This is a genomic window from Chitinophaga varians, assembly GCF_014529945.1.
Classification (GTDB): domain Bacteria; phylum Bacteroidota; class Bacteroidia; order Chitinophagales; family Chitinophagaceae; genus Chitinophaga; species Chitinophaga varians.
The window spans coordinates 146,209-169,773 of the sequence record NZ_JACVFB010000002.1 but is presented as its reverse complement, the minus strand read 5'-3'; the positions used below and the strand labels follow the sequence as shown (position 1 = coordinate 169,773).

Genomic DNA, 23,565 nt, shown 5'->3' with positions numbered 1-23,565 from the left:
CCCTATGCTGTGATATGCTGTTATTTTATCATCCGTATTTTTCTGGTTCTGATGGGTTAGGAATGAAAAGCGTGGCGCTCTCATAATTTGGTTGTAAATTTGCTATCTGGTCGAAGTGAAAAGTACATCTACAATGAGAAAAATTCTACTTCTGTTAATGCTCGTTGCTTCTCAAAGCAGCTGGGTGCACGCGCAAAACGGTCACGTACAGATACCTATCAACAGGCAGGGGATCCATGACAACATTGATAAAGAACAAGCTGCAGCCTCCAAATTCGATGGTAAGGCAGATGATTTTGTGAAGGTATCTGAAGATCAGACGATCAATCTTCAGGTCACCAACGCCATCATGAAAGATGTAGACAACATGCAGATGGACATAGAGCGCGATTCCGCGCTGGACCATCGTCTTAAAGTAAAATACCTCACTGGTCTTTATTCCGTCCTGAAAGATTATAACCAGAAAAGAGCCCGCGGCATCATTGAACCGGAAGAAGCACCGGCCATGATTACCGCTTACCGCGATATGATGCGGGCTGATATCAAAGGGAAAAGCATCGCGCCCTATATCAAAAACCTCTCTTTTGGCGGCTCCGAACGTATTATCGAAATCTTTCACGATAACCAGGGCTATAAAGACGCCAGAGGTGAAGTATTCTCCAAATACGCATTCAATAACCTGGAAACAGTGATGCCTAAGTTACAGGGCTATCTGGACTTTCCGGGAACAGACTCCATCATAGCGGCAGTAGCCCGTAAATATCCCAATCAGGTACTTACCTACGCTACGTCCTATACGCCCATGGCCAATGTGATCAAAAGAAACCAGGACCCCGTGGTGCAGCTGATCGTCCGTATCGGCCAGTCGCCTCAAAGCACTAAAATCCTGCCTTTCATTGATCAGCTGATGGACGGTTCCATCTCCGTGGAAAAACTGGAGAAAATCGTAGACAACGACTACCAGTACTACAAACAGATGGTGAAATCCATGGTGGCGCTGCAGAAAATGAAGGCTGAAGGCCGCAATCCTTTCGGGATGAAAGCCATGATGGAAAATATGCAGGCCAAATCACTGCTGTATATCCGCGAAGTGAACGACCTGCACGAAGATCCGGCCAACGTACGTTTCCGCATTGTAAAAGACTTTACGCCGGAAGAACTGTACTACCTGATCATCAACGGTCAGGAAGAGCTGTATACTTCCAGCTATACCAATCATAACAACGCCGGTTTGTACGACCAGATGATGGCACGTATGAAACCTCCACGCGGCGATAGTTTACTGATGATGGTCAATTTCGACCGCTTCAAAAAATTCATCGCGATGGCTGCCGGTTTCAACACCCTGGACAACTTCCTGAAATCCATGGCGCCGGAAAACTCCAACTACCTGATGCAGAAATATGTGCAGAACCTGGAGAAAACCGAAGACCTGGAAGATGCGGTGGACGTGGCCAATTCCTTTGGCAGCATCCGCGATGAGAAACTGCTCAACTTCCTCCGTGCAGAGGTGAAGAAAAACCTGGCTTACGTAAAAAAACATAACGACAGAAGAGGCACGGTGATCTATCAGCTGCTCACCAGCCTGTTTGAAACAGAGTCTGCCAAAGGGGAAAATGATTCTTCCAAAGCCTCTGATATCGCTGCTGAACTGTCACTGCCTCCAATTAACTACGTTGGTTTCAATACCCTGCAGAACGATAGCGGCCGCGTATACCAGCAGGTGTTTTTCTACGGTGATAAAGACGGACAGGAGTCTTACGCCAGCTTTATGACCAACTTCCCGTCTTCCGAATGGAGAGCGGTGAAGAACAAATACTGGGTAACCATCACATCGCTGAAAGGCAAGCCCACTACCATCTACGCCAATCTGCCGATAGATGAGCCGGGAGATAAAGAAGCCATTCAGCGACTGTCAGAATACCTCGATGAAAACGATATCCATCCAACGGTATTTATTCACCGTGGGCACAGTTACCATATCAACACCACGCTGGACAACCTGCAAAGTTCTGCCAAGATCGTGGTACTGGGCTCCTGCGGCGGATATCACAACCTCGCCACTGTACTGGAGAAATCCCCTGAAGCGCACATCATTTCCTCCAAACAGGTAGGTACCCGTTTTGTGAACGAGCCTATCATCCATAGCCTGGAAGATGTGGTACGCGCCGGTAAAAATGTGGACTGGGTAGTAATGTGGGCACAGCTGGCTAAAAAATTTGCACCGGATGCCCGTAACCGCGAACTGTTCAGTGATTATGTGCCACCACATAAAAACCTGGGCGCCATCTTCATTAAGGCTTACCGCCAGATCATGAAAGATGAGAAAAAGTAATGCTCGCAAAGACGCAAAGCGGCAAAGCACGCAACGATTTTAAGATTAAATAGAAAGCAAAAGAGCGAAGATCAGTTTTTGATCTTCGCTCTTTTGCTTTCTCTGCCTGCTTATATCTTCTTTGCGCGCTTTGCTGCTTTGCGCCTTTGCGAGAAATGTGCTAGGTTTGTTATATAGTTTAGCTTAAACGTAATTCCTTTGGAAAATCTGGCCGTAAAGAAAGTATTTGATTTCAGTTTATTACGACGCATCTTCACATTTGCGGCGCCTTACAAGCGGGCATTATACCTGTCTATGGTGATGACCGTGATCTTCGCAGTAATTTCCCCGCTAAGGCCCTATCTGATTCAGGTTACCGTTGATAAATATATCGCTAACCAGCTGTTGCAGATGCTGGTGACAGTCACCATTGTACAAATCGCTTTGCTGGCGGTGGAAACAGTGGTGCGGTTTTACTTTTCGTATCTGACCAACTGGCTGGGACAGTCGGTGGTAAAAGACCTGCGGGTAGCGGTATACAAGAAGATCGTTCACCTGAACCTCGCGTTTTTTGACAAAACCCCGATCGGGACACTGACCACCCGTACCGTGAACGACATTGAAGCCATCAATGATGTGTTCTCAGAGGGGATCATTTCCATCGTTTCGGACCTGCTGACCATCCTGGCGATCCTGGTGGTGATGTTCATCGAAGACTGGCGTTTGACGTTGGTGAGCCTGTCACCCTTCCCGATATTGATTTTTGCCACTTATGTTTTTAAGGAAAGTGTGAACAAGTCATTTTACCGGGTACGTAATGCCGTATCAGCGCTCAATGCCTTTGTGCAGGAGCATCTGACCGGTATGGTGGTGGTACAGGCTTTTACCTCAGAGAAGCGGGAACACGCCCGGTTCAAACAGATCAACAAAGAACACCGCAAGGCGAATATCGACGCCATTTTTGCGTATTCCGTGTTTTTCCCGGTGGTGGAAATCATTCTGGCCATTTCGCTGGGCCTGATGGTATGGTGGGGTTCCAATAAAGTGTTGAATTATGAGGTGACACAGGGGGTGATGATCGCCTTCATTATGTACCTGAATATGCTGTTCCGTCCGCTGCGTATGCTGGCCGATAAGTTCAACACACTTCAGATGGGCATGGTGGCCAGTGAGCGGGTGTTCAAGATACTGGACAACCAGGATTATATTCCGGACAGGGGCCATGAAAAGGGAGAGCAGATGAAAGGCGCTATCACTTTTGATCATGTGTCTTTTGCTTATGTAGACGACCGTTATGTGTTGAAGGATGTTACCTTCCATGCTAATCCTGGTGATACGGTGGCGATTGTGGGGCATACCGGTTCCGGCAAGACGACCATCATCAGCATTCTGAACCGGTTGTACGAAATCCAGAAGGGCAGCATTAAGATCGATGATATTGAGTTGCCGGCTTATTCGCTGGAGGCGCTGCGCAGCAGGATAGGGGTGGTGTTGCAGGACGTGTTCCTGTTTTCCGGCTCCATTTACGATAACATAACCCTGCATAACAAGGCTATTACCCGGGAGCAGGTAGAGGAGGCTTCCAGGCTGATCGGGATACACGATTTCATTATGCAGTTGCCCGGTGGGTATGATTACCAGGTGATGGAGCGGGGGAGTACGTTGTCGCTGGGGCAACGTCAGCTGATTTCCTTTGTGCGGGCGTTGTTGTACAATCCGGCTATTCTCATTCTGGATGAAGCTACCTCTTCCGTAGATACTGAATCTGAGATGATGATCCAGGAGGCTATCGACAAGCTGATAGCAGACCGGACCGCTGTGATCATTGCGCATCGGTTGTCCACCATCAGTAAAGCGGATAAAATTATCGTGTTGGACAAGGGGGAGATCAAGGAGATGGGTACCCATGAGGAGTTGCTGAAACTGGAGGGCTTTTATTACAAGCTCCACAGTATGCAATTTAATGCGAATAAGGTGTAGCAGGTATCGGTTGCTGCGGTGTTGACGCAGTGGCTGACATGTCGCATAAATAATAAAAAAATATATATGGCAGATCGCTAAAAGATCTGCCATTTTTTATGTTCTTTTCTTGAGAAGCGGCATGTTTTGGAAGCTATTTAAAGTGCTGGGTATCAATATATTTACATTATCTCCATCATTTTTTCCATAGTCGCTGAATTTTTGACATAAAAACGTTTATCTTTGCGCAAAATTTCAGAAAACGGTGATTTCTTTCAATAAGTTCAAACACAGAGTGGTAGCACTTGTGATGGTTTTAGGCCTTCACGGTTTTGGTAATTTTTCCTATGCAGCGCCTGCAGAAGGTTCAGAACATGCAACAGAAGAGCATGCAGCTGAACAGCCTGCTCATGACGGGGAAGCAGCAGAACCTAAAAAATTTGATGCTAAGGAAGTAATTCTCGGTCACGTAAAGGACGCCTATGACTGGCACTTTTTCAGCATTGGTGAAACGCATGTGACTATTCCGCTGCCGGTTATTGTTTACAGCCCTGCACGTGGACTTTCTGTATTTTCTGCTTCTCATTTCCATCATGGTCATGAGGCGTATGAGGGTTATCGTATCGTAAATGCGCACTATCTGCATGAAAAGGGCCTGGACGCGGATAAACTCCGTGCAATGGGCGTAGATCCCGGAAAAGTGATGGAAGGCAGAATCACTGCCGTAGATGCGAACGATATGCCTACCGGTGAAACGATCTACGACTTCTCTATGACGAAGAACGTTACTTCCATGCTGATTGCAGCTATTTTACTGGTTGTGCTGATGCTGAATGTAGCGAAAGCCTACCGTGTACGTGGTTCCAAGAAAGCGCCTAAAGGCTTACAGAGCCTGGTAGAGCCAGTAATCATCTTCATGCGTGACGAGGTGGTGAAACCAAACATTCCTGGTAAAAAAGGCGAAAAGTACGTTCCGTTTATTCTGACTATCTTCTTCTTTATTCTGATCAACAACCTGTTGGGCCTGTTGCCAGGTTCTGCCAACGTAACCGGTAATATCGCGGTAACTGCTGCACTGGCTATTATCAGCTTTGTAGCGACTATGCTGGCTACCAACAAACATTTCTGGGGTCACATCTTTAATCCTCCTGTGCCTTTTGGTGTAAAGGTTATCCTGGCTCCGGTAGAGCTGATTGGTGTATTTACCAAGCCTGTTTCCCTGATGATCAGGTTGTTCGCCAATATTCTGGCAGGTCACATTATCATCCTGAGTATTATTTCCCTGGTGTTCATATTTGGTTCTCTGAATAAAGTAGCTGGTTATGGCTTCCTGCCATTGACCATTGTCTTCAACATCGTGATGATGATGCTGGAGCTGCTGGTAGCCTTTATTCAGGCGTTCATTTTTGCCAACCTGACAGCTGTATTCATTGGCCAGGCCATGGAAGGTGGACATGACGACCACCACTAAATAAATTACGAATGACGGATTACGAATTACGAATGGAAGTAATCGGTAATCCGTCATTCGTAATCCATAATTCGTAATTTTTTAAATCAAATACATATTCATTATGGCACTTTTGACTGTTTTATTGCAGGCTGCTGCTGCATCTGGTTTAGCTAAAGCTGGTGGTGCTGTTGGTGCTGGTATCGCTGCTATCGCTGCTGGTATCGGTGTAGGTAACATTGGTAAGAGCGCTCTGGAGTCTATCGCTCGTCAACCAGAAGCTGCTAACGACATCCGTGCAAACATGATCCTGGCTGCTGCGCTGGTTGAGGGTGTTGCCCTCTTCGGTGTAATCGCTGGTCTGCTGGCGGTAGTTCTGTAAGCCAAACTTTTTACTGCATCCGGCGCACAGGGCAATGGATGCAGTAATCTTTCATTTCGGCATTTTATTATTTGGGGATTTATTGATCTCTCAATTGCTGAAATCAGTAAATGTCTAAATATCAAAATAAAAAATAATAAAATTCAAATAACATGGATCTGTTGCTCCCTGCGTTAGGTTTGTTTGCAATTTCATTCGTCATCTTCATCATCGTATTCCTGATCCTGAAAAAATTTGCCTGGACTCCGATCCTCGCTACTTTGAAAGAAAGGGAAGGTTCTATCGCAGACTCTATTGCTTCTGCTGAAAGAGTGAAAGAAGAAATGGCACAAATGAAAGCTGAGCATGAGCATGTACTGGCTGAAGCTAAAGCTGAAAGAAGCAAAATTCTGAAAGAAGCAAAAGACGCGAAAGACGCTATCATCAGTGAAGCGAAAGCGCAGGCACAGGCTGAAGCTAAAAAAATCATCTCTGAAGCTTACACCGCTATTGAAAACCAGAAAATGGCTGCGTTAACGGATGTGAAAAACCAGGTGGGCAGCCTCGTGGTTGAAGTGGCTGAGAAAGTGCTGAGAAGAGAACTGTCTGATAAATCAGCACAGGAATCTTACGTGAAACAACTGGCCGGAGAAATTAAATTGAATTAAGATATTAACTGTTGGCCTTCGGCAATCGCCGGAGGCTGACGGCTAAAAGTTATAAGCATATATGCAGAATCCCCGTTTAGCATCAAGGTATGCGAAATCATTGATTGACCTGGTTCAGGAAAAGGGCCAGCTGGAAGCGGTACAGACCGACATGCTGTTCCTGCAGCAACTGGTGAAGTCCAACCGCGATGTGGTGAGTTTGCTGAGAAGCCCGATCATCAAGGCTGATAAAAAGCAGAAAATCATGGCTGCCATTCTGGATGGCCGTGTAAGCGCTACTACGCTGGCTTTTGTCAACCTGCTGATCAACAAGGCGCGTGAATCTTTCCTGCCTGAAATTGCAGTGGAATACACCCGCCAGTACAACGTTATTAAAAATATCAGCATGGTGAAGATCACGACAGCGGTGGCGTTGGACAACGCTACCCTGGACACGATCCGTCAGAAAGTGGCCAGCGAAATACCACAACAGGTACAGCTGGAAACCGCCGTGAATGCAGACCTGATCGGTGGTTTTGTACTCGAAGCCAACGACAAACTGTTCGATGCTTCCGTAGCACGCGACCTGCACGATATTAAAAAACAATTCAGTCAGAATATTTACGTATCCGCGATACGCTAAATGAAAACAGCAGCCGCTGCGTACACGCAAAGCTGTTGTCGTTATACTAACTTTTTTAACGACTTTTTTTAAAAGCATAATTATGGTTGATATTAAACCTGATGAAATTTCGGCGATATTACGCCAGCAGTTAAGCAACTTCAATGCTTCTGCCGATCTCGAAGAGGTAGGTACAGTATTGTCGGTGGGTGACGGTATCGCCCGCATCTACGGTTTGGGAAATGTGCGTTATGGTGAACTGGTTGAATTTGGCAATGGTGTAAAAGCGATTGCATTGAACCTGGAAGAAGATAACGTAGGTGTGGTATTGATGGGTGAGTCTCAGGATATCAAAGAAGGTGATAAAGTACGTCGTACCAGTAAGATCGCTTCCATCAACGTGGGCGAAGGTCTGGTAGGCCGTGTGGTAAATACACTGGGCGAACCTATCGATGGTAAAGGCCCTATCACTGGTGAACTGTACGAAATGCCACTGGAACGTAAAGCGCCTGGTGTATTGTTCCGTGAGCCGGTAAAAGAACCACTGCAGACAGGTATCAAAGCGATCGATGCGATGATTCCTATCGGCCGTGGCCAGCGTGAGCTGGTGATCGGTGACCGTCAGACTGGTAAAACAGCTATCTGTATCGATACCATCATCAACCAGAAAGAATTTTATGACGCAGGTAAACCTGTGTATTGCATATACGTAGCAGTAGGTCAGAAAGCATCTACCGTTGCGGGTGTAATGAAAACATTACAGGAAGCCGGCGCTATGGCTTACACGGTGATCGTTGCTGCTTCTGCTTCTGAGCCTGCTCCGCTGCAGTTCTACGCTCCGTTCGCTGGTGCTGCTATCGGTGAGTTCTTCCGTGACAGCGGTCGTCCTGCCCTGATCGTATATGATGATCTGTCCAAACAGGCGGTTGCTTACCGTGAGGTGTCCCTGCTGCTGAAACGTCCTCCCGGCCGTGAAGCTTATCCTGGTGACGTATTCTACCTGCACAGCCGTCTGCTCGAGCGTGCTGCGAAAATCATCAACAACGATGAGATCGCGAAAAACATGAACGACCTGCCTGATTCCATCAAACACCTGGTAAAAGGTGGTGGTTCCCTGACAGCATTGCCGATCATCGAAACACAGGCATCTGACGTATCTGCTTACATCCCAACCAACGTAATCTCCATCACCGATGGGCAGATCTTCCTGGAAGGTAACCTGTTCAACGCCGGTGTACGTCCTGCGATCAACGTAGGTATCTCTGTAAGCCGCGTAGGTGGTAACGCACAGATCAAATCCATGAAGAAAGTATCTGGTACCCTGAAACTCGATCAGGCTCAATACCGCGAAATGGAGGCCTTCTCCAAATTCGGTGGTGACCTGGACGCTGCAACCAAAGCAGTTATCGACAAAGGTGCCCGTAACGTGGAAATCCTGAAACAAGCTCAGTTTAGCCCGCTGCCGGTAGAAAAACAAGTAGCGATGATCTACCTGGGTACCAACGGTCTGCTGCGTGACGTTCCCGTTAAACAGGTACGCGCGTTCGAAGAAGCCTTCCTGAATGAAATGCAGGTTCGTCTGGCTGACGTACTGAATGAGTTCAAGAAAGGTAACCTGCCAGAAGACGGTATCAAGAAAATGGTTACCCTGGCTAACGAACTGAAACCTCGTTTCATCTAGTCCGGTACTTTAATCCTTTTTATAAAGAAGCCTCTGCCCGTTATACGGCGGAGGCTTCTTGTTTTATGTTATATCTGATCTGAGTATACTAAAAATATAATATAAATAATATTTACATATTATTTATTTTCAGTCTGTTAGAGATTTTTTTAACGTAGATTTTTTTTATTAATTGATCCGACCGTTTTATATTTGGTTACAATCGCAATTAAACTGACCAAGATCGAATTGACGTTTTTACCCCGTTCATAACCTTTACCACCCTTTAGACGACTTATTCATTCCGATTTTCTATTACTGTTAGTGTTACTGGTTGCATGTGAGAAGCTATGACTGTTTGTGTCCCGGCCAGAGATACCCGTCTAAATGTATAGTCTATGGATGTATGTCTACGTTTGTTCCTGTGCGTGGTAAAAAGAACAATCCGTATCCGCCCGGATGCCTGGCAGTTCGTATGTGCCTGCCTGTTATTTTCCCTTACCGCCCGCGCACAATTTACCATCACAGAAAATTTTAAAAGCAGCTCTACCGGCAACGTTACCCTGGGAGGCGCCGCCAAACTGACTTCCGGTGTAGACGACCCTGTGGGACAGGGATGGCTGCGGCTCACGGAAGACGTGGGCAATCAGGTAGGCTATGCCTTCGTGAACGCTGGTTTCCCCTCTACGCTCGGCGTACTCATGGACTTTGAGTATGTGGCGTGGAGACGCACCAATCCCAGTCTGGGCGGCGGCGACGGCTTCTCGGTATTCCTGTTCGATGACAACATTACCTCCTCGACCTTCAGCCTGGGCTCCAGAGGTGGAAGCCTGGGGTATGCACAGTCCACATCCACCGGCAATACCGGTCTGGCTGGAGGTTACGTCGGCGTGGGCATCGATGAATATGGCAATTATGCTAACTGTAGTGAAGGCAAATCAGGCGGGGTATCAGCCAACTGCGGAACGCTTTACCGTGATTATATCTCTGCCCGCGGTCCTTCACCCACCTATTCGTACCTCGGCAGCAGCTCCGTTGGTACTTCCCTGGATTATGACGTGGTGACCAGTACACGACCAACGTCAGCACAGTTTTACCGGCGCGTACAGGTGACAATACTACCCACCGGTACCGGACAATATACCCTCACTGTAAAATCGACCAACGTACAGGGCGGAACGCTGCAGACCTTGTTCGGGCCCATTACCCTGACTTCTCCGCCGCCTGCACGGATGAAACTCGGCTTCGCCGCTTCCACCGGCGGTGCTTATAACCGTCATGAAGTAAGAAACCTGATCATCACCACACCAGGCAACATCCGCATACAGAAACTGGTAGACAAACCGGTAGCCAAAGTAGGTGATGCGCTCACCTACAAGGTCACCGTCTACAATGAAACCACCTCCGCGCTCAGCGGATTGCCGCTACAGGACGTCTTTTCACCAGCCAGCGCATTCAATGTTTCCAACGTTACTTTTTCCAATGATGGTTTTGCCGGCAATACCGCCACCGGCTATACGAGTACCAACTTCTCCAATGCCACGCTGAACATGCAGGCCAGCAGTACCAGCACTTTTACCGTCACGGGCACGGTGGCTTCTATGCCACCGGGAAAAGTGCTGAGCAATAAGGTATGGGTGACGCCTTCCGCTACGGGCATCACCGACCCTGATGCGTCGAATGACACGTCGAGTGTCTCCACCAATATCATCGCACCTGACCTGTCCATTACCAAAACACATAACGGTAACCTACGGAAAGGGCTCAACGGCAATTATGTACTGACTATAGCCAACAACGGGACCGACGCCAAGCCGGATGTAAGCCAGGTAACGGTGACAGACGTTATCCCCACAGGCCTGACAGTTACCGGAACGCCCACCGGAACAGGATGGACTATTAGTATGACAGGTGCTACGGTAACGGCTACACGTCAGGATGCGCTGGCGGCCGGTGCGTCTTATCCGTCTATCACTATTCCGGTGAAAGTGTCTGTAAGTGCGCCCGACAGCATTACCAATACCGCCACGGTGGCCAACGCCTTCGAGGCAAACACGGCAAATAATACCGCTACCGACAAGGTGGATACCCGCCGTAATATTGACCTGCAGGTGGTATCGTCTGTATCGCCACCGAACAAACAAGGATGTCTGAACACACCCTATAATATCCAGATCAACATCCGCAACAATGGTCCCGACTCTGCGGTGAACGGCAAGTTCAGTTTCAGCGTACCTACCGCCATCAATAATATTTCGCTGGTGAGCCGCACCATTACTGCCGGCGGCGGTTCTTTCGGCGTGGGCAGCTCCGTCCCCAACATCGGATATATTGACTCGGTAACGCTTAGCAGCGGCGCCGCCGCTACCTACGTCTTTTCAGTGGTGGTGACCACCCAGGCGCCTGCGGACCTGGCCATTTTTGAGGCCAGCCTGCTACGTTCGGCCACAGATCTGGACGTAGACGCTTCCGATCCCACCGTGGCCGTACCGACCAATCCCAATCATGAGTGCGATGCGGCTCCGTCGGGCGGAGGATGTAACAACATCCTGCGTGACACCACTTTTGTGCGGAACAAACCCACCCCTTCCAATGCAGGAACAGATCAGGCATTGTGTAGTGTGACATCCGCGACGCTGAATGGTAACAATCCGATTACCGGTACCGGCACCTGGCGGCAGTTGACCGGCCCCAATACCGCTACCATCGCCAATCCTAATATGGGCAGTACGGGTGTCAGCAACCTGGTAACGGGCACGTATACTTTCGAATGGGCCATCAACAACGGTAGCTGCGCTGCTTCCGCTGACACGATGCAGCTCCGCATAGATGCGTCGCCCAGCCTTCCGCTGGCAGGGCCCGACCAAAATCTATGCAGCGCCACTACCACCACGATGGCAGCTACTGCACCGGTAGTGGGCACCGGAGGCTGGCGCCAGCTAAGCGGGCCTAATACCGCCAGCTTTGCGGATACCACTAAAAATAACACGGCAGTCAGTGGGTTGGTAACCGGTAGCTACGTTTTCGTGTGGACTACCCGTAGCGGCTCCTGTCCTTCGCTGGCTGATACGATGGTGGTGACCATCAATACACCGGGCCCCGCAGCTAATGCAGGCCCTGATCAACAGCTGTGTAACGTGACCGCCACTACGCTGGCCGGCAATACTGCGGCACCGGGCATCGGTACCTGGAAACAGATCGCTGGTCCTAACACGGCTACTATCGTCAGTCCTGGTCAGAACAATACGGCATTGCAGAACATGGTACCGGGCGTTTATCAGCTGGTGTGGACTATCCGCAACGGCGCCTGCGCCACTACGGCCGATACCGTACAAATCACGGTAAACGCGTCACCTACTACCGCTAACGCCGGTCCGGATCAGACCAAATACAACAACGGCCTCTTTACCATGAGCGCCAATGCGCCCGTAAATGGTACCGGCAGCTGGGCAGTTGTGAGCGGTGCTGCTACCGTGACCAGCAATAATAATCCCAATACGAACGTAACGCTGCAGCCCAATACCAGCGCTACGCTCACCTGGACCATCACGAATGGTAACTGTCCTCCTTCTGTGGATACGGTAGTACTTACCTACAGACGTCAGGCTGATCTGAAAATCACTAAGTCGGATGCCGGTAATACCTATAAAACCGGTAGTCCGCTCGTGTATACGTTGACGGTAGAAAACCTGGGTCCTTCTGATGTTACCGGTGCCTCCATACAGGATGTGTTACCATCGTTGATGAGTAACCCGTCATGGACGGCTGTAACCACCGGGGCGGGCGTGGCTTTAAGCGCCACCTCCGGCAGCGGGCCTTTAATAAAGATAACAGCGGACATCCCTTTTGCTGCGGGAAACAAAATTGTGGTCACCATCAAAGGTACCGTTGCCGCAACGGCCAAAGGAGGGGATGTCATCGATAATATGGGTGTGCTGGCCTTCCCGGCGAATACGCCCGATCCCGACCAGAGCAATAATACTTCCACGGTGACCGGAATCGTGCCCAACAACCCACCGGTGGCTGTGAACGATCAATATACCACGCCGCGGGACGTGCCGGTGAGCGGCAACGTGCTGACCAACGACAGCGATCCGGAAAACCAGCCACTAACGGTATCGACTACACCGGTGACACCGCCTGCTCACGGACAAGTGGTGCAACGTGCCGATGGTACTTTTACCTATACGCCCAATCCTGGTTTTACGGGCACCGATACCTACGTATATCAGGTATGTGATAATCAGGGCGCCTGCGCTACTGCTACGGTGACCATACAGGTAACAGCAGCCGTAACAGACCTGGTGGTGGCCAAAACAGCCACTCCATCCAGTGTGGTGGCCGGGCAACCATTGACCTATAAGATTACGATCACCAACAACGGTCCCTCTACCATTCAACCCAATGAAATCATTACCGTGGCGGACTCCCTGCCCACAGGCTTCCTGGGCGCTGTTTTCTCCGCTGCTGAAGGAACGTATGATCCCGTTAGCCAGCAATGGTCCGGGCTTACCATGCCTCCCGGAAAGTCTGTTGTCCTGACAGTTACCGGAAGCGTAGAATCTAAATTTAGTGGCAATAGTCTGCGTAATGTGGTGTACCTCACACCGCCAGCCGGAGATATTGATCCGGGTGTTGATAGTGCCTCCGTTATAACACCGGTGGGCAGAAGTGTGGAAGTAACGGTAGACAAAACAGACAATACGCCGTTATATGTGCCGGGCACTACTACGCAGTATAAGATCACCGTGGTGAACAAAGGGCCGTCTGATCTGACAGGGGCTGCCTTCCGGGACCCGCTGCCGGCAGGCATTACCGTGGCCTCCTGGACAGCTGTTTCTCCTAACGGCGCGCAACCGGCCACTTCTGGTAACGGTGCTATAGATCAGCCGTTAAATCTCTCGGCAGGATCCAGTATCGTATATACGTTGACGTTAAATATCCCGGCTAATTTCACCGGCCCGCTGGTGAATACTGCAACGGCTACTATCCCTGCCGGTTATACGAACATTAATCCTTCGCGTAATACCGCTACCGATACAGACGACGCCGACCCGCGGTACAATATTACGGTGTCTAAATCAGGCCCGGCGCAGGCAGTGGCCGGCGATAGTATTACCTATCAGTTGCAGCTCACTAACAGCGGTCCTTCTGACCTCAGTAATGCTACCGTGGCGGATGTTTTACCAACTGCCATACAAAACGCTTCCTGGACGGTGGCCGTGCAAGGTAATGCCACTGCCAGCCAGACTTCCGGTACCGGTAATGTGAACTTCTCCGCCAGCATTCCGGCGGGCAATGGTAACAGCATACTGGTCACTATCAAAGGACTGATTAACTCCGCCACCACCGGCAGCTTTAGCAATACTGCCACCGTTACCCCATCCGGCAAAACACCGGTGTCTTCTAACACCGTTAATACCGTTATCAACAACCAAACCGGTCTTACCCTCTCTAAAGCGGGACCAGCTTCCGGTACCGTGGTAGCGGGCAACAGTATCAGTTATCTGATCAGGCTGACCAACGCCGGTCCGTCTGACGCCAGCGGTATTGTGTTGCAGGATCTGGTGCCAGCCAATATTCAGAACGTCATCTGGAACGTGACCACGCTGGGTACCGCTTCCATGGCGAGTGGCGCACCGGTATCCGGAAACGGTAACACCGTACAGACAACCGTGAACGTTCCTGCCGGTGCAGGCAACATTGTTCAGGTGCAGGTAAGCGGCGTTGTGAAAGCCGCCGCCACCGATACATTGGTGAATACCGCCACCGCAACACTGGCGGGCATTGATACGGCGAGGGCTACCAACAAAACAATTGTGCTGACGCAGCCAGGATTGCAGATTCAGAAATCCGGTCCTGCTACTGTTAATGCCGGTACGGCGATCGTATATACGATTACGGTAGGCAATACCGGTCCGTCTGATGCGATGAATGCCACTATCACCGACCTTGTGGGGCCTAACTCTATCCGCAATATCAGCTGGACAGCCACGACTTCCGGTTCAGCCGTTGTGAACAGCGGCGCTACCGGTACGGGTAACAACGTGAGTGTGAATGCCAATATTCCTGCCGGCGCCAATAATGAAGTGACTATTACCATTACCGGTACAGTGCTGAGCAGTGCTACCGGCAATATTGTCAATACGGCCACCGTTGGGGTGCCCGGCCAACAACCGGTGAACTCCAATGACGTTGTGACCACCATCGGGCAGCAACCGGGCCTGGTTATCACCAAACAGGGCCCTGCCAATGCTACGGCTGGCGGCACGCTGCTGTATGTACTGAAACTAACCAATACCGGTCCGTCTGATGCCTACAACGTGGCCTTTGCAGACACCATCGCGGCAGCGGTGCAGAATCCTTCTATTACTGCCACCGGAGTTGGCAATGCCAAAGTGAACTCAAAAGATATCACCAATCGTATCGCCCATGTAGTGGCGGATGTCCCTGCGGGAGACAGTAACTATGTGTTGATATTGATTGCAGGTAAGATAGACCCTGCCTTTACCGGTCAATTCAGGAACCAGGCGGCCGTTGATGCCGGTGGTGGACATACCGCTGTTTCAGAAGTAGTGGTAACTACTGTACGGAACGTGCCTGCGCTGATCCTGAGCAAGAGCGCACCGGATACAGTAGCTGCAGGACAACAGCTGACTTATACCGTAACGGTGGGTAATCATGGATTGTCTGACGCGCAGGGTGCAGTGATAACAGATGCTGTGCCGGCAGGGCTTACGAATGTAAGCTGGACAGCAACGGCTGCCGGCCGTGCTGCTATTACCGGCGGTGGTACCGGTACCGGCAATAATATACAGGTAACCGGCGACATTCCTACCGGTAACGAACATACGATTTCCATTACAGTTACCGGAACCGTTTCACCGTCATTTAGCGGTGTGCTGACCAACGTTGCCAGTGGTACCGCAGGTGGACTGCCGCCGGTGAACTCTGATACCGTGAATACCGTGGTGATCAATAAACCACAGTTGCAGATCAGTAAGTCTGGTCCGGCGAGTATATCGGCCGGAGGCCAGATCACCTATGTGGTCACAGTGACCAATGCCGGTCCTTCCGATGCGCAGAACGTGAATATCACGGATATGATGGACACCACCCTGCAACATATACAGTGGCAGTCAGTAGCATCCGGTGGAGCAGTCATCAACAGCGGTGCTACCGGTGGTAGTAATCAGTTGCAGGTAACCGCCAATATTCCGGCAGGTACCGGCAAAGTGGTGGTGACCATACAGGGTACCGTAAATCCGGCTGCAGCGGGGACATTGAATAATGTGGCGACGGCAGGTGTAACAGGGCAGCCGTCTGTAGAGAGTGAGGTGTCTACCATGGTACTCAACAACCCGCAGATATCGCTCACCAAAACGGGGCCTGCGCAGATCAATGCCGGAGAACAGATCAGCTATCGTTTGGTGGCCACCAACTACGGCCTGTCTGATGCCCGTAATCTGAAGATCCAGGACGTAGTGCCTCCACAGATCAGCAATGTTACCTGGACGGCTTCCGTAGCCGCAAACGGCGCCGTACTGACTGGCAATACCGGTAGTGGCAATAACATACTGGTGACCGGCAATCTGCCTGCCGGTACGGGTAATCATATATTCGTTGATGTTACAGGAACGGTAGCGCCGGGGTATATCGGTTTGTTATACAACAATGGATATGTTGCCATGCAGGCGAAGGATACTGTGTGGAGTGACACGGTGGTCACAAATGTACTGAACAAGCCTATGTTGCAGGTAATAAAGACCGCACCGGACACCCTGGCCGCGGGCGGTAATATTACCTTTACGGTGACCGTTACTAATCCCGGGCCATCAGATGCGGCCATTGTGACGGTGACCGACGCTGTACCGGCATCGGTACAGAACATCAGCTGGTCAGCTGAAGCAAGAGGTAAAGCTACGCTGCAAACCAGCAGCGGCGGAGGTAGCAATAATATCCCTGTTAACGGTACACTTCCGGCGGGTGCTGGTAATATGATCATTATTACCATTCACGGTACAGTAGATCCTGCCTCTGCCGGAGATATCCCCAATGTGGCGCAGGCTACTGCTGCCGGTCAACCGCCGGTAACATCCAATACGACTACCACCCATGTGGTGAAACAGGTATCGTTGGCGGTGGTAAAAGCCGGTCCCGACCAGATCGCTGCGGGGGCGCATATCGCTTACCTGGTAGGCTTTAGAAACTACGGTCCTTCCAACGCTACCGGCGTGGAGTTCCGTGATACGGTACCTGCCGCTATCCATAATGTTACCTGGGATGTAATAGGGCTGGGCAATACGGTGATTACTGCCGGTCAAACCGGTACGGGCAACCAGATTGCCGTAACGGCTGATATGCCTTCCGGCTCGCCGGTGAGCAGTGCATTGGTGGTGGTGCAGGGTATTGTAGATGCTAACTATACAGGACCGGCATTGGTGAACGTTGCGCAGGTATCTTCACCGGATCAACCAGTACCCGCCCGTGATACGGCCGTGACAACTGTTTTCAGCGAATCCCAACTGGACCTCGTGAAGAACGGCCCGGGCAAAGCATTTGCAGGTGATCCGATAAAATACACCATCCATCTGGGCAATAATGGGCCTTCTGATGCGGTGAATATAGCCATCAACGACGTGATAGATCCGGCTATCCAGCAGGCGGCGTGGACGGCCACCGCCACCGGTACGGCTACTGTCAGCGCCGCCAGCGGTACTGGTAATGTGTCGTTTACCGGCAATATTCCGGTTGGTACCGGTAATGGCATCGATATAACGGTAACGGGCATACTGAATCCTGATTTTACCGGAACCAGCCTGTCTAACACAGCTACAGCCGCCATCAACGGACAGCCACCGGTATCCTCTACGGTTAATACAACGGTGGGCCGTAGCGGTAATCTGCGTGTCGTGAAGAGCGCACCGGGCAGTGCGGCTGCCGGGTCCAATATCACTTATCTGATTACGGTGAAGAATGCCGGTCCTTCCAATCTGAAGGGCGTGGCTATCCATGACGCGATTCCGTCTGCTATTCTGCAGCCGGTATGGACGGCCGTATCCACAGGACCGAACACCGTGGTTTCCACCGGCAGCGGTAGCGGCAACATTGATCTCACCGCAGACATGGCAGCTGATACCAGCAGCATTATCATCACCGTAAAAGGCAAAATAGATCCGTCTACCGCCAACGGTACGAATGTCACCAATACGGCGACCGTAACTCCTCCGGCAGGTGTGGATAACCCGCAGCCGGTGAATGCTACCGCTATCACCGCTGTAAGCCGTCAGGCTGATCTGGTAATAGTGAAATCCGGTCCGGCTAATATCAATGCAGGCCAGGATATCACTTATCAACTGCAAATCGCCAACCGCGGAGTTTCTGATGTAAACGGTGCGGTGATTGTAGATGCGATACCGTCCAGTATTATCATTAATAATGCTACCGCCGTCACTACCGGCAGTGCCGCCGCCGCTGCACCGGTGATTATCGGCAATACCATTACCCTCGTCGGTGATATTGCAGCCGGTAATGGCAATACTATTCTGGTGACCATTAACGGAACGGTAGATCCCTCTGCGACCGGCACTATCAGCAATACCGCTACGGTAACGCCGCCGGCAGATGTCACAGAAACCATACCCACCAATAACAGCAGCAGTGTCTCTACCGTCATCACCACAGATATTGGTGTACTGTTGTCTAAATCTGGTCCTGCATCGGTGAATGTGAATGATCCGATCACGTATACGATTGTACTGACTAATACCGGGCTTTCCGATGCAACAGGCATCACCATTGCCGATGCAGTGCCGGCTGATATTACCGTGAATAACTGGACAGCCGCTATTTCCGGTAATGCGGGCGTATCACAGACCAGTGGCACCGGTAATAACATCAACCTGACAGGCTCGCTGGGTGGCAGCAGCTCCGGTATGATCACGATTACGGTGAACGGCACCGTGAAAGCCACTGCCGCTGCCACGATTACGAATACCGTAGTAGTGGAAGCAGGAGGTACTAAAACCAGTTCTGTGGTGACTTCCGTGAACCGGTCAACGGACCTGCGCATCAGCAAGGCAGGACCAACAGCCATGTTTGCAGGCGAAACGATTGATTATGTGCTCACTGTAACGAATAACGGTCCGGCTGATGCCATGGGCGCGACGATACAAGATGTTGTGCCCGCTACTGTCAGGGATGTGACCTGGACCGCTACCGTAACAAATGGCGCTACAGTAGCCAGCAGCAGTGGTATCGGTAACAATATCTCACTGAATGCGAATATTCCTGCTTACAATGGTGAAGTGACTATACAGGTGAAAGGCATTGTAGATCCTGCCTTTACAGGAACACTGATCAACACTGCTACCGCTATGCCACCCGCTGGTGTGACTGATCCGCTGCCGGCTATTGCCACTGTTAATACCGTGGTAACTGCTTCTACCGGTATTACTATTGTGAAATCCGGTCCGGCTAATACCGTCGCTGGTAACGCTATCGCCTATACGTTGCAGGTCCGCAATAACGGACCGTCCAATGCTACCGGGGTGATTATCCGGGATACGGTGCCTGCTGCTGTGACCAATGTGACCTGGAACGGTGTGGCTACAAATGCTACCATAACCAATCCGGGCACGGGTACCGGCAATGTAGACCTGACAGCTGATATTCCTGCGGGAGGCACCGTCACTGTTACCATCAACGGAACAACAGATCCGACATTCGACGGTACTATCAGCAACAGGGCCGTTGCGGGAACAATACAGAGCAATACGGTAGATACCCGTATTACCAATACACCGGGGCTGGTGATTACCAAATCCGGTCCGGCTACCCTTGCTGCCGGTAGTAATATTTCCTATAGCATCGCTGTGGCCAATAACGGCCCGTCTACCGCCGTTGGCGCTACTATCAGCGATGTGCTGCCGCAGCCGGTGCAAAATGCTACCTGGACCGCTACTGCCGCCAACGGCGCGGCGATTACAGGCGGTAACATCACCAATGGCAGCGGTAATGTGAACTTTAAAGCAGACATCCCTGCCGGCGGTACCATCATGGTGATGATCAATGCGCAGACAGATGCGGCAACTACTGCGGGTACCATCACTAACGTGGCCGCCATCACACCGGCCAACGGTATGGCGGTGACAGATACCGCACAAACCATACTCACACAGTTCAGCAAACTGCGTGTGGTGAAAGCCGGTCCTGATTCTGCTGCCGCCGGTAGTATGATGGCTTACACCATCGATGTGTATAACGATGGTCCATCTGACGCCGCAAATATTCAGATCGCAGATGTATTGCCGGTTCAGTTGCAACAGGCGGTTTGGTCTGCCAATACTACCGGGGCTGCTACCATCAATGGAGGCAACCTGCAAAATCAAACCGGCAATGTGACGCTGACGGTCAATGTTCCGCGGGGAAGTGGTAATGCTATACACATCACCGTTAGCGGCGTATTGCAGGCTTCCTTCCCGGGTACGGATACTATTGGTAATACAGCCACGGCCACACTGAACAATATCACTACGCCGTCTAACAGGGTGATGACGATCGTGTATAACAAAGCATCGGTACAGCTGACAAAATCTGGTCCCGCTACAGTGGCTGCCGGTGGACATATCAGTTACAATCTGGTGCTTAGCAATGGCGGCCCGAGTGATGCTGCCAATATACAGGTAAGTGACATCCTGCCGCCACAATTAGTGAACCCTGTGTGGTCTGCTACCGCCTTCGGTACAGCGGTGATACAAGGCGGTAATGTGTCTAACCGGTCCGGTAACGTGGCACTCACGGCCGGAGTACCAGCAGGCGCTGACAACCGCGTTGTTATTACGGTGGAAGGAGATACAGACCCGGCGCTGACAGGTACCATCACGAATACGGCCAGCTACACCTTTGGCGGTAACACCGTTTCCACTCCGCCGGTAGTCACCACGGTGACTTCACAGACTTCACTGAAAATCAGCAAATCCGGTCCGGATACACTGGCAGCGGGTGCTGGTATTATCTATACACTGCAGGTCACCAACAACGGGCCTTCCAATGCAACGGGCATCACCATCGCTGATGTGGTGCCGGCAGCTGTCAGCAATGTAACGTGGACCGCAACCGGCAGTGGCGTTGTCATAGCTGGTAGCAGCGCCGGTACAGGCAACAATGTCAACGTGAAGGCTGATATCCCGGCAGGCGCCGGTCATAGTGTATTGGTCACCGTTACCGGCACTATTGCTTCCAATGCGACCGGTGACGTGAAGAATACCGCTACGGTATCCAACAGCACCGGCATAGTAGCGCAGGATAGCGTCCAAACGCAGCTCATTCAGCACCCGGGAGTGGTATTCACGAAGTCGGGCCCGGCAAAGGCAGCCGCGGGCAGCGCGATTGTGTACACGCTAAATCTCAGTAATATCGGTCCGTCTGACCTGGTAAACGCTTCCATCACAGACGTCATCCCGGCGCAGATAGAACAGGTATCCTGGAAGATCCTCACCCAGGGCACTGCATCGCTGGCCGCCGGCACGCCGGTGTCCGGCACCACGCAGCAGCTCTCCTTTAATGGCAATGTGCCGGCAGGAGCGGGCAACAGTATCCAGGTTATCATCAATGGCGTGATTGCGCCGGATTTCACCGGTACTATTGACAATACTGCGCTGACAACTGATAATAACGGGCAGGTATACCCGTCGTCCGTTCAAACGGTGGTGACCAACCAGGCGATGCTGGCTATTACCAAAACAGGCCCACAGAACGTGAATGCCGGTGGAACAATCACCTATGTAGTTACCGCCACCAATCTGGGGCCCTCCAATGCCAGGGGTATTCGTATTACGGACATCGTACCGGCGGGCATTACCAATGTCACCTGGCAGGCGGCGGCCACCGGTCATGCTACCGTGACCGCCAGCGCTACCGGCAGCGGCAATAATGTAAATGTTACCGGTAATATCGATGCCGGAGCGGGTAACAGCATTCAGGTGACCATCAACGGTCGCGTAGCCAGCAACGCGGCAGCCGGCGGTGTGGCCAACAGCGCCCTGCTGACAACGGCAGACGGCCGCCAGATACCCAGTGATACGGTACTGACCAGCATTATCAGGACCAATACCGTAGGACTGGTGAAAGTCGCCCCACGGACGGCTGCCGCGGGCGACAGTATCCAATACGACATTATCCTTTCCGATCCGGGTGTCAGCGACCTGAGTCAGGTGACGGTACAGGACATTGTGCCGGCCACGATCACGGGCGTATACTGGACGACTACCGTTACCGGTAGCGCGAAGGTGCTCAGCGGCAACACCGGTACCGGCAATACGCTCAATGTCACGGCTACGATACCTGCCGGCGGCGATAATACGGTGCACATCCTCGTAAAAGGACAGATAAGCCCTGTCTTTGCAGGGGTGCTGACCAACAACGCCACTGCCACCGCGGAAGGCAATACCTTCAATGCATCTGCGACCACTACGGTACAACGAAACCTCGATCTGACCATTGATAAATCCGGTCCGCCAACTGCCAGCACCGGCGATACCATCCATTATGTGCTGACCGCCAGAAATAATGGTCTGGCATCAGGTGATGGTGCCGTGCTGACCGACATATTGCCTGCCGGTATTGACAATATCAGCGGGGCAGTACTCACTGTAAACGGCGGCGCCGCAAATGTGAAGGTGAATGTCAGCAACCGCACGGTTACAGCCACCATCGGCACATTCCCGGCCGGCAGCGAAGTAAGGCTGGGCGTCAGCGGCGTGGTGCCGCAACCGGGTACGCTGAACAATACAGCCACTATTATACCCCCCGATGGAGCGATTGATACCAATCCGGCCAACAATACGAGCGGAACAGTTGTTACAAAAGTGGAGCTTCGGCAAATTCAGAAACTGGCAGACCTCCAGTTGAAAAAAGTGCTGCTGAACAATGAGCCGTTGCAAACAGGTGGTAAGGCAGTATTCAGGATAACACTCACCAATGCGGGACCGGATTCAGCACAGACTATCGTGGTGAGGGATACACTTACCGGTAACCTTGATCTTATTGGTGGTATTGACGTCAGTGCGGGTGTCACCCATTATGATGCGGTGTCAAAAATCGTGGTATGGGAAGTGCCGGCGCTGGCATCAGGACAAACGGCCACCATGCAACTGACGGCCCGTATCAACAACAAAGGCACCGTGGTGAATACAGCTACCGTAACCAGTAGGGTAAAAGATCCGGACCTGTCTAATAACACCGCTGTCACACAACCTGTGACGGTATCAGGCGATGATATCTTCATCCCCAATGTGATCACACCTAACGGTGATGGCAGAAACGATCGCTTTATTATCATCGGTATTTCCCGTTACCCCAATTCATCGCTCTTTATTTACAACCGTTGGGGTAATCAGGTATATCAATCCAAAAACTATCAGAACGAATGGGATGGCCATGGATTGAGCGAAGGCACTTATTACTATGTGCTGAAGCTAAGGGCAGCAGACGGCACTGAAAGATCATACAAAGGATGGATAGAATTGATGAGGTAATCATACAAAAAAACC

8 protein-coding genes are annotated in these 23,565 nt (G+C 51.1%); all 8 read left to right on the top strand.

All coding sequences use genetic code 11. The features are described from left to right. Positions 1–133: 133 nt before the first annotated feature. The 8 genes from ICL55_RS08410 to ICL55_RS08375 all read left to right on the top strand — a co-directional run bounded on the left by ICL55_RS08410 (position 134) and on the right by ICL55_RS08375 (position 23,550). Positions 134–2,335 carry a hypothetical protein gene (locus tag ICL55_RS08410; RefSeq protein ID WP_188096000.1) on the top strand — a complete coding sequence of 734 codons (2,202 nt, stop codon included), beginning with the start codon at positions 134–136 and terminating at the stop codon, positions 2,333–2,335. 198 nt (positions 2,336–2,533) lie between these two features. Next, positions 2,534–4,294, top strand: a complete 1,761-nt coding sequence (locus tag ICL55_RS08405; RefSeq protein WP_188095998.1) for an ABC transporter ATP-binding protein — start codon at positions 2,534–2,536, stop codon at positions 4,292–4,294. A gap of 244 nt (positions 4,295–4,538) precedes the next feature. Next, entirely contained in the window at positions 4,539–5,744 is a 1,206-nt protein-coding gene (atpB, locus tag ICL55_RS08400) for a F0F1 ATP synthase subunit A (RefSeq protein ID WP_188095996.1), read from the top strand. A gap of 103 nt (positions 5,745–5,847) precedes the next feature. After that, positions 5,848–6,105: an ATP synthase F0 subunit C gene (gene atpE, locus ICL55_RS08395; protein WP_078670146.1), complete on the top strand. Its 258-nt coding sequence runs from the start codon at positions 5,848–5,850 to the stop codon at positions 6,103–6,105. Between the two features lie 152 nt (positions 6,106–6,257). After that, a complete protein-coding gene (atpF, locus tag ICL55_RS08390) occupies positions 6,258–6,752 on the top strand; it encodes a F0F1 ATP synthase subunit B (protein ID WP_188095994.1) in 495 nt (164 codons plus the stop codon). Positions 6,753–6,813: 61 nt separating this feature from the next. Further along, positions 6,814–7,374, top strand: a complete 561-nt coding sequence (atpH, locus tag ICL55_RS08385; protein WP_188095991.1) for an ATP synthase F1 subunit delta — start codon at positions 6,814–6,816, stop codon at positions 7,372–7,374. Between the two features lie 82 nt (positions 7,375–7,456). Next, positions 7,457–9,034: a F0F1 ATP synthase subunit alpha gene (atpA, locus tag ICL55_RS08380; RefSeq protein ID WP_188095989.1), complete on the top strand. Its 1,578-nt coding sequence runs from the start codon at positions 7,457–7,459 to the stop codon at positions 9,032–9,034. Between the two features lie 377 nt (positions 9,035–9,411). After that, on the top strand, positions 9,412–23,550 hold the full coding sequence (locus ICL55_RS08375) for a T9SS type B sorting domain-containing protein (protein ID WP_188095987.1): 14,139 nt from the start codon (positions 9,412–9,414) through the stop codon (positions 23,548–23,550). The last annotated feature ends 15 nt before the right edge of the window (positions 23,551–23,565 follow it).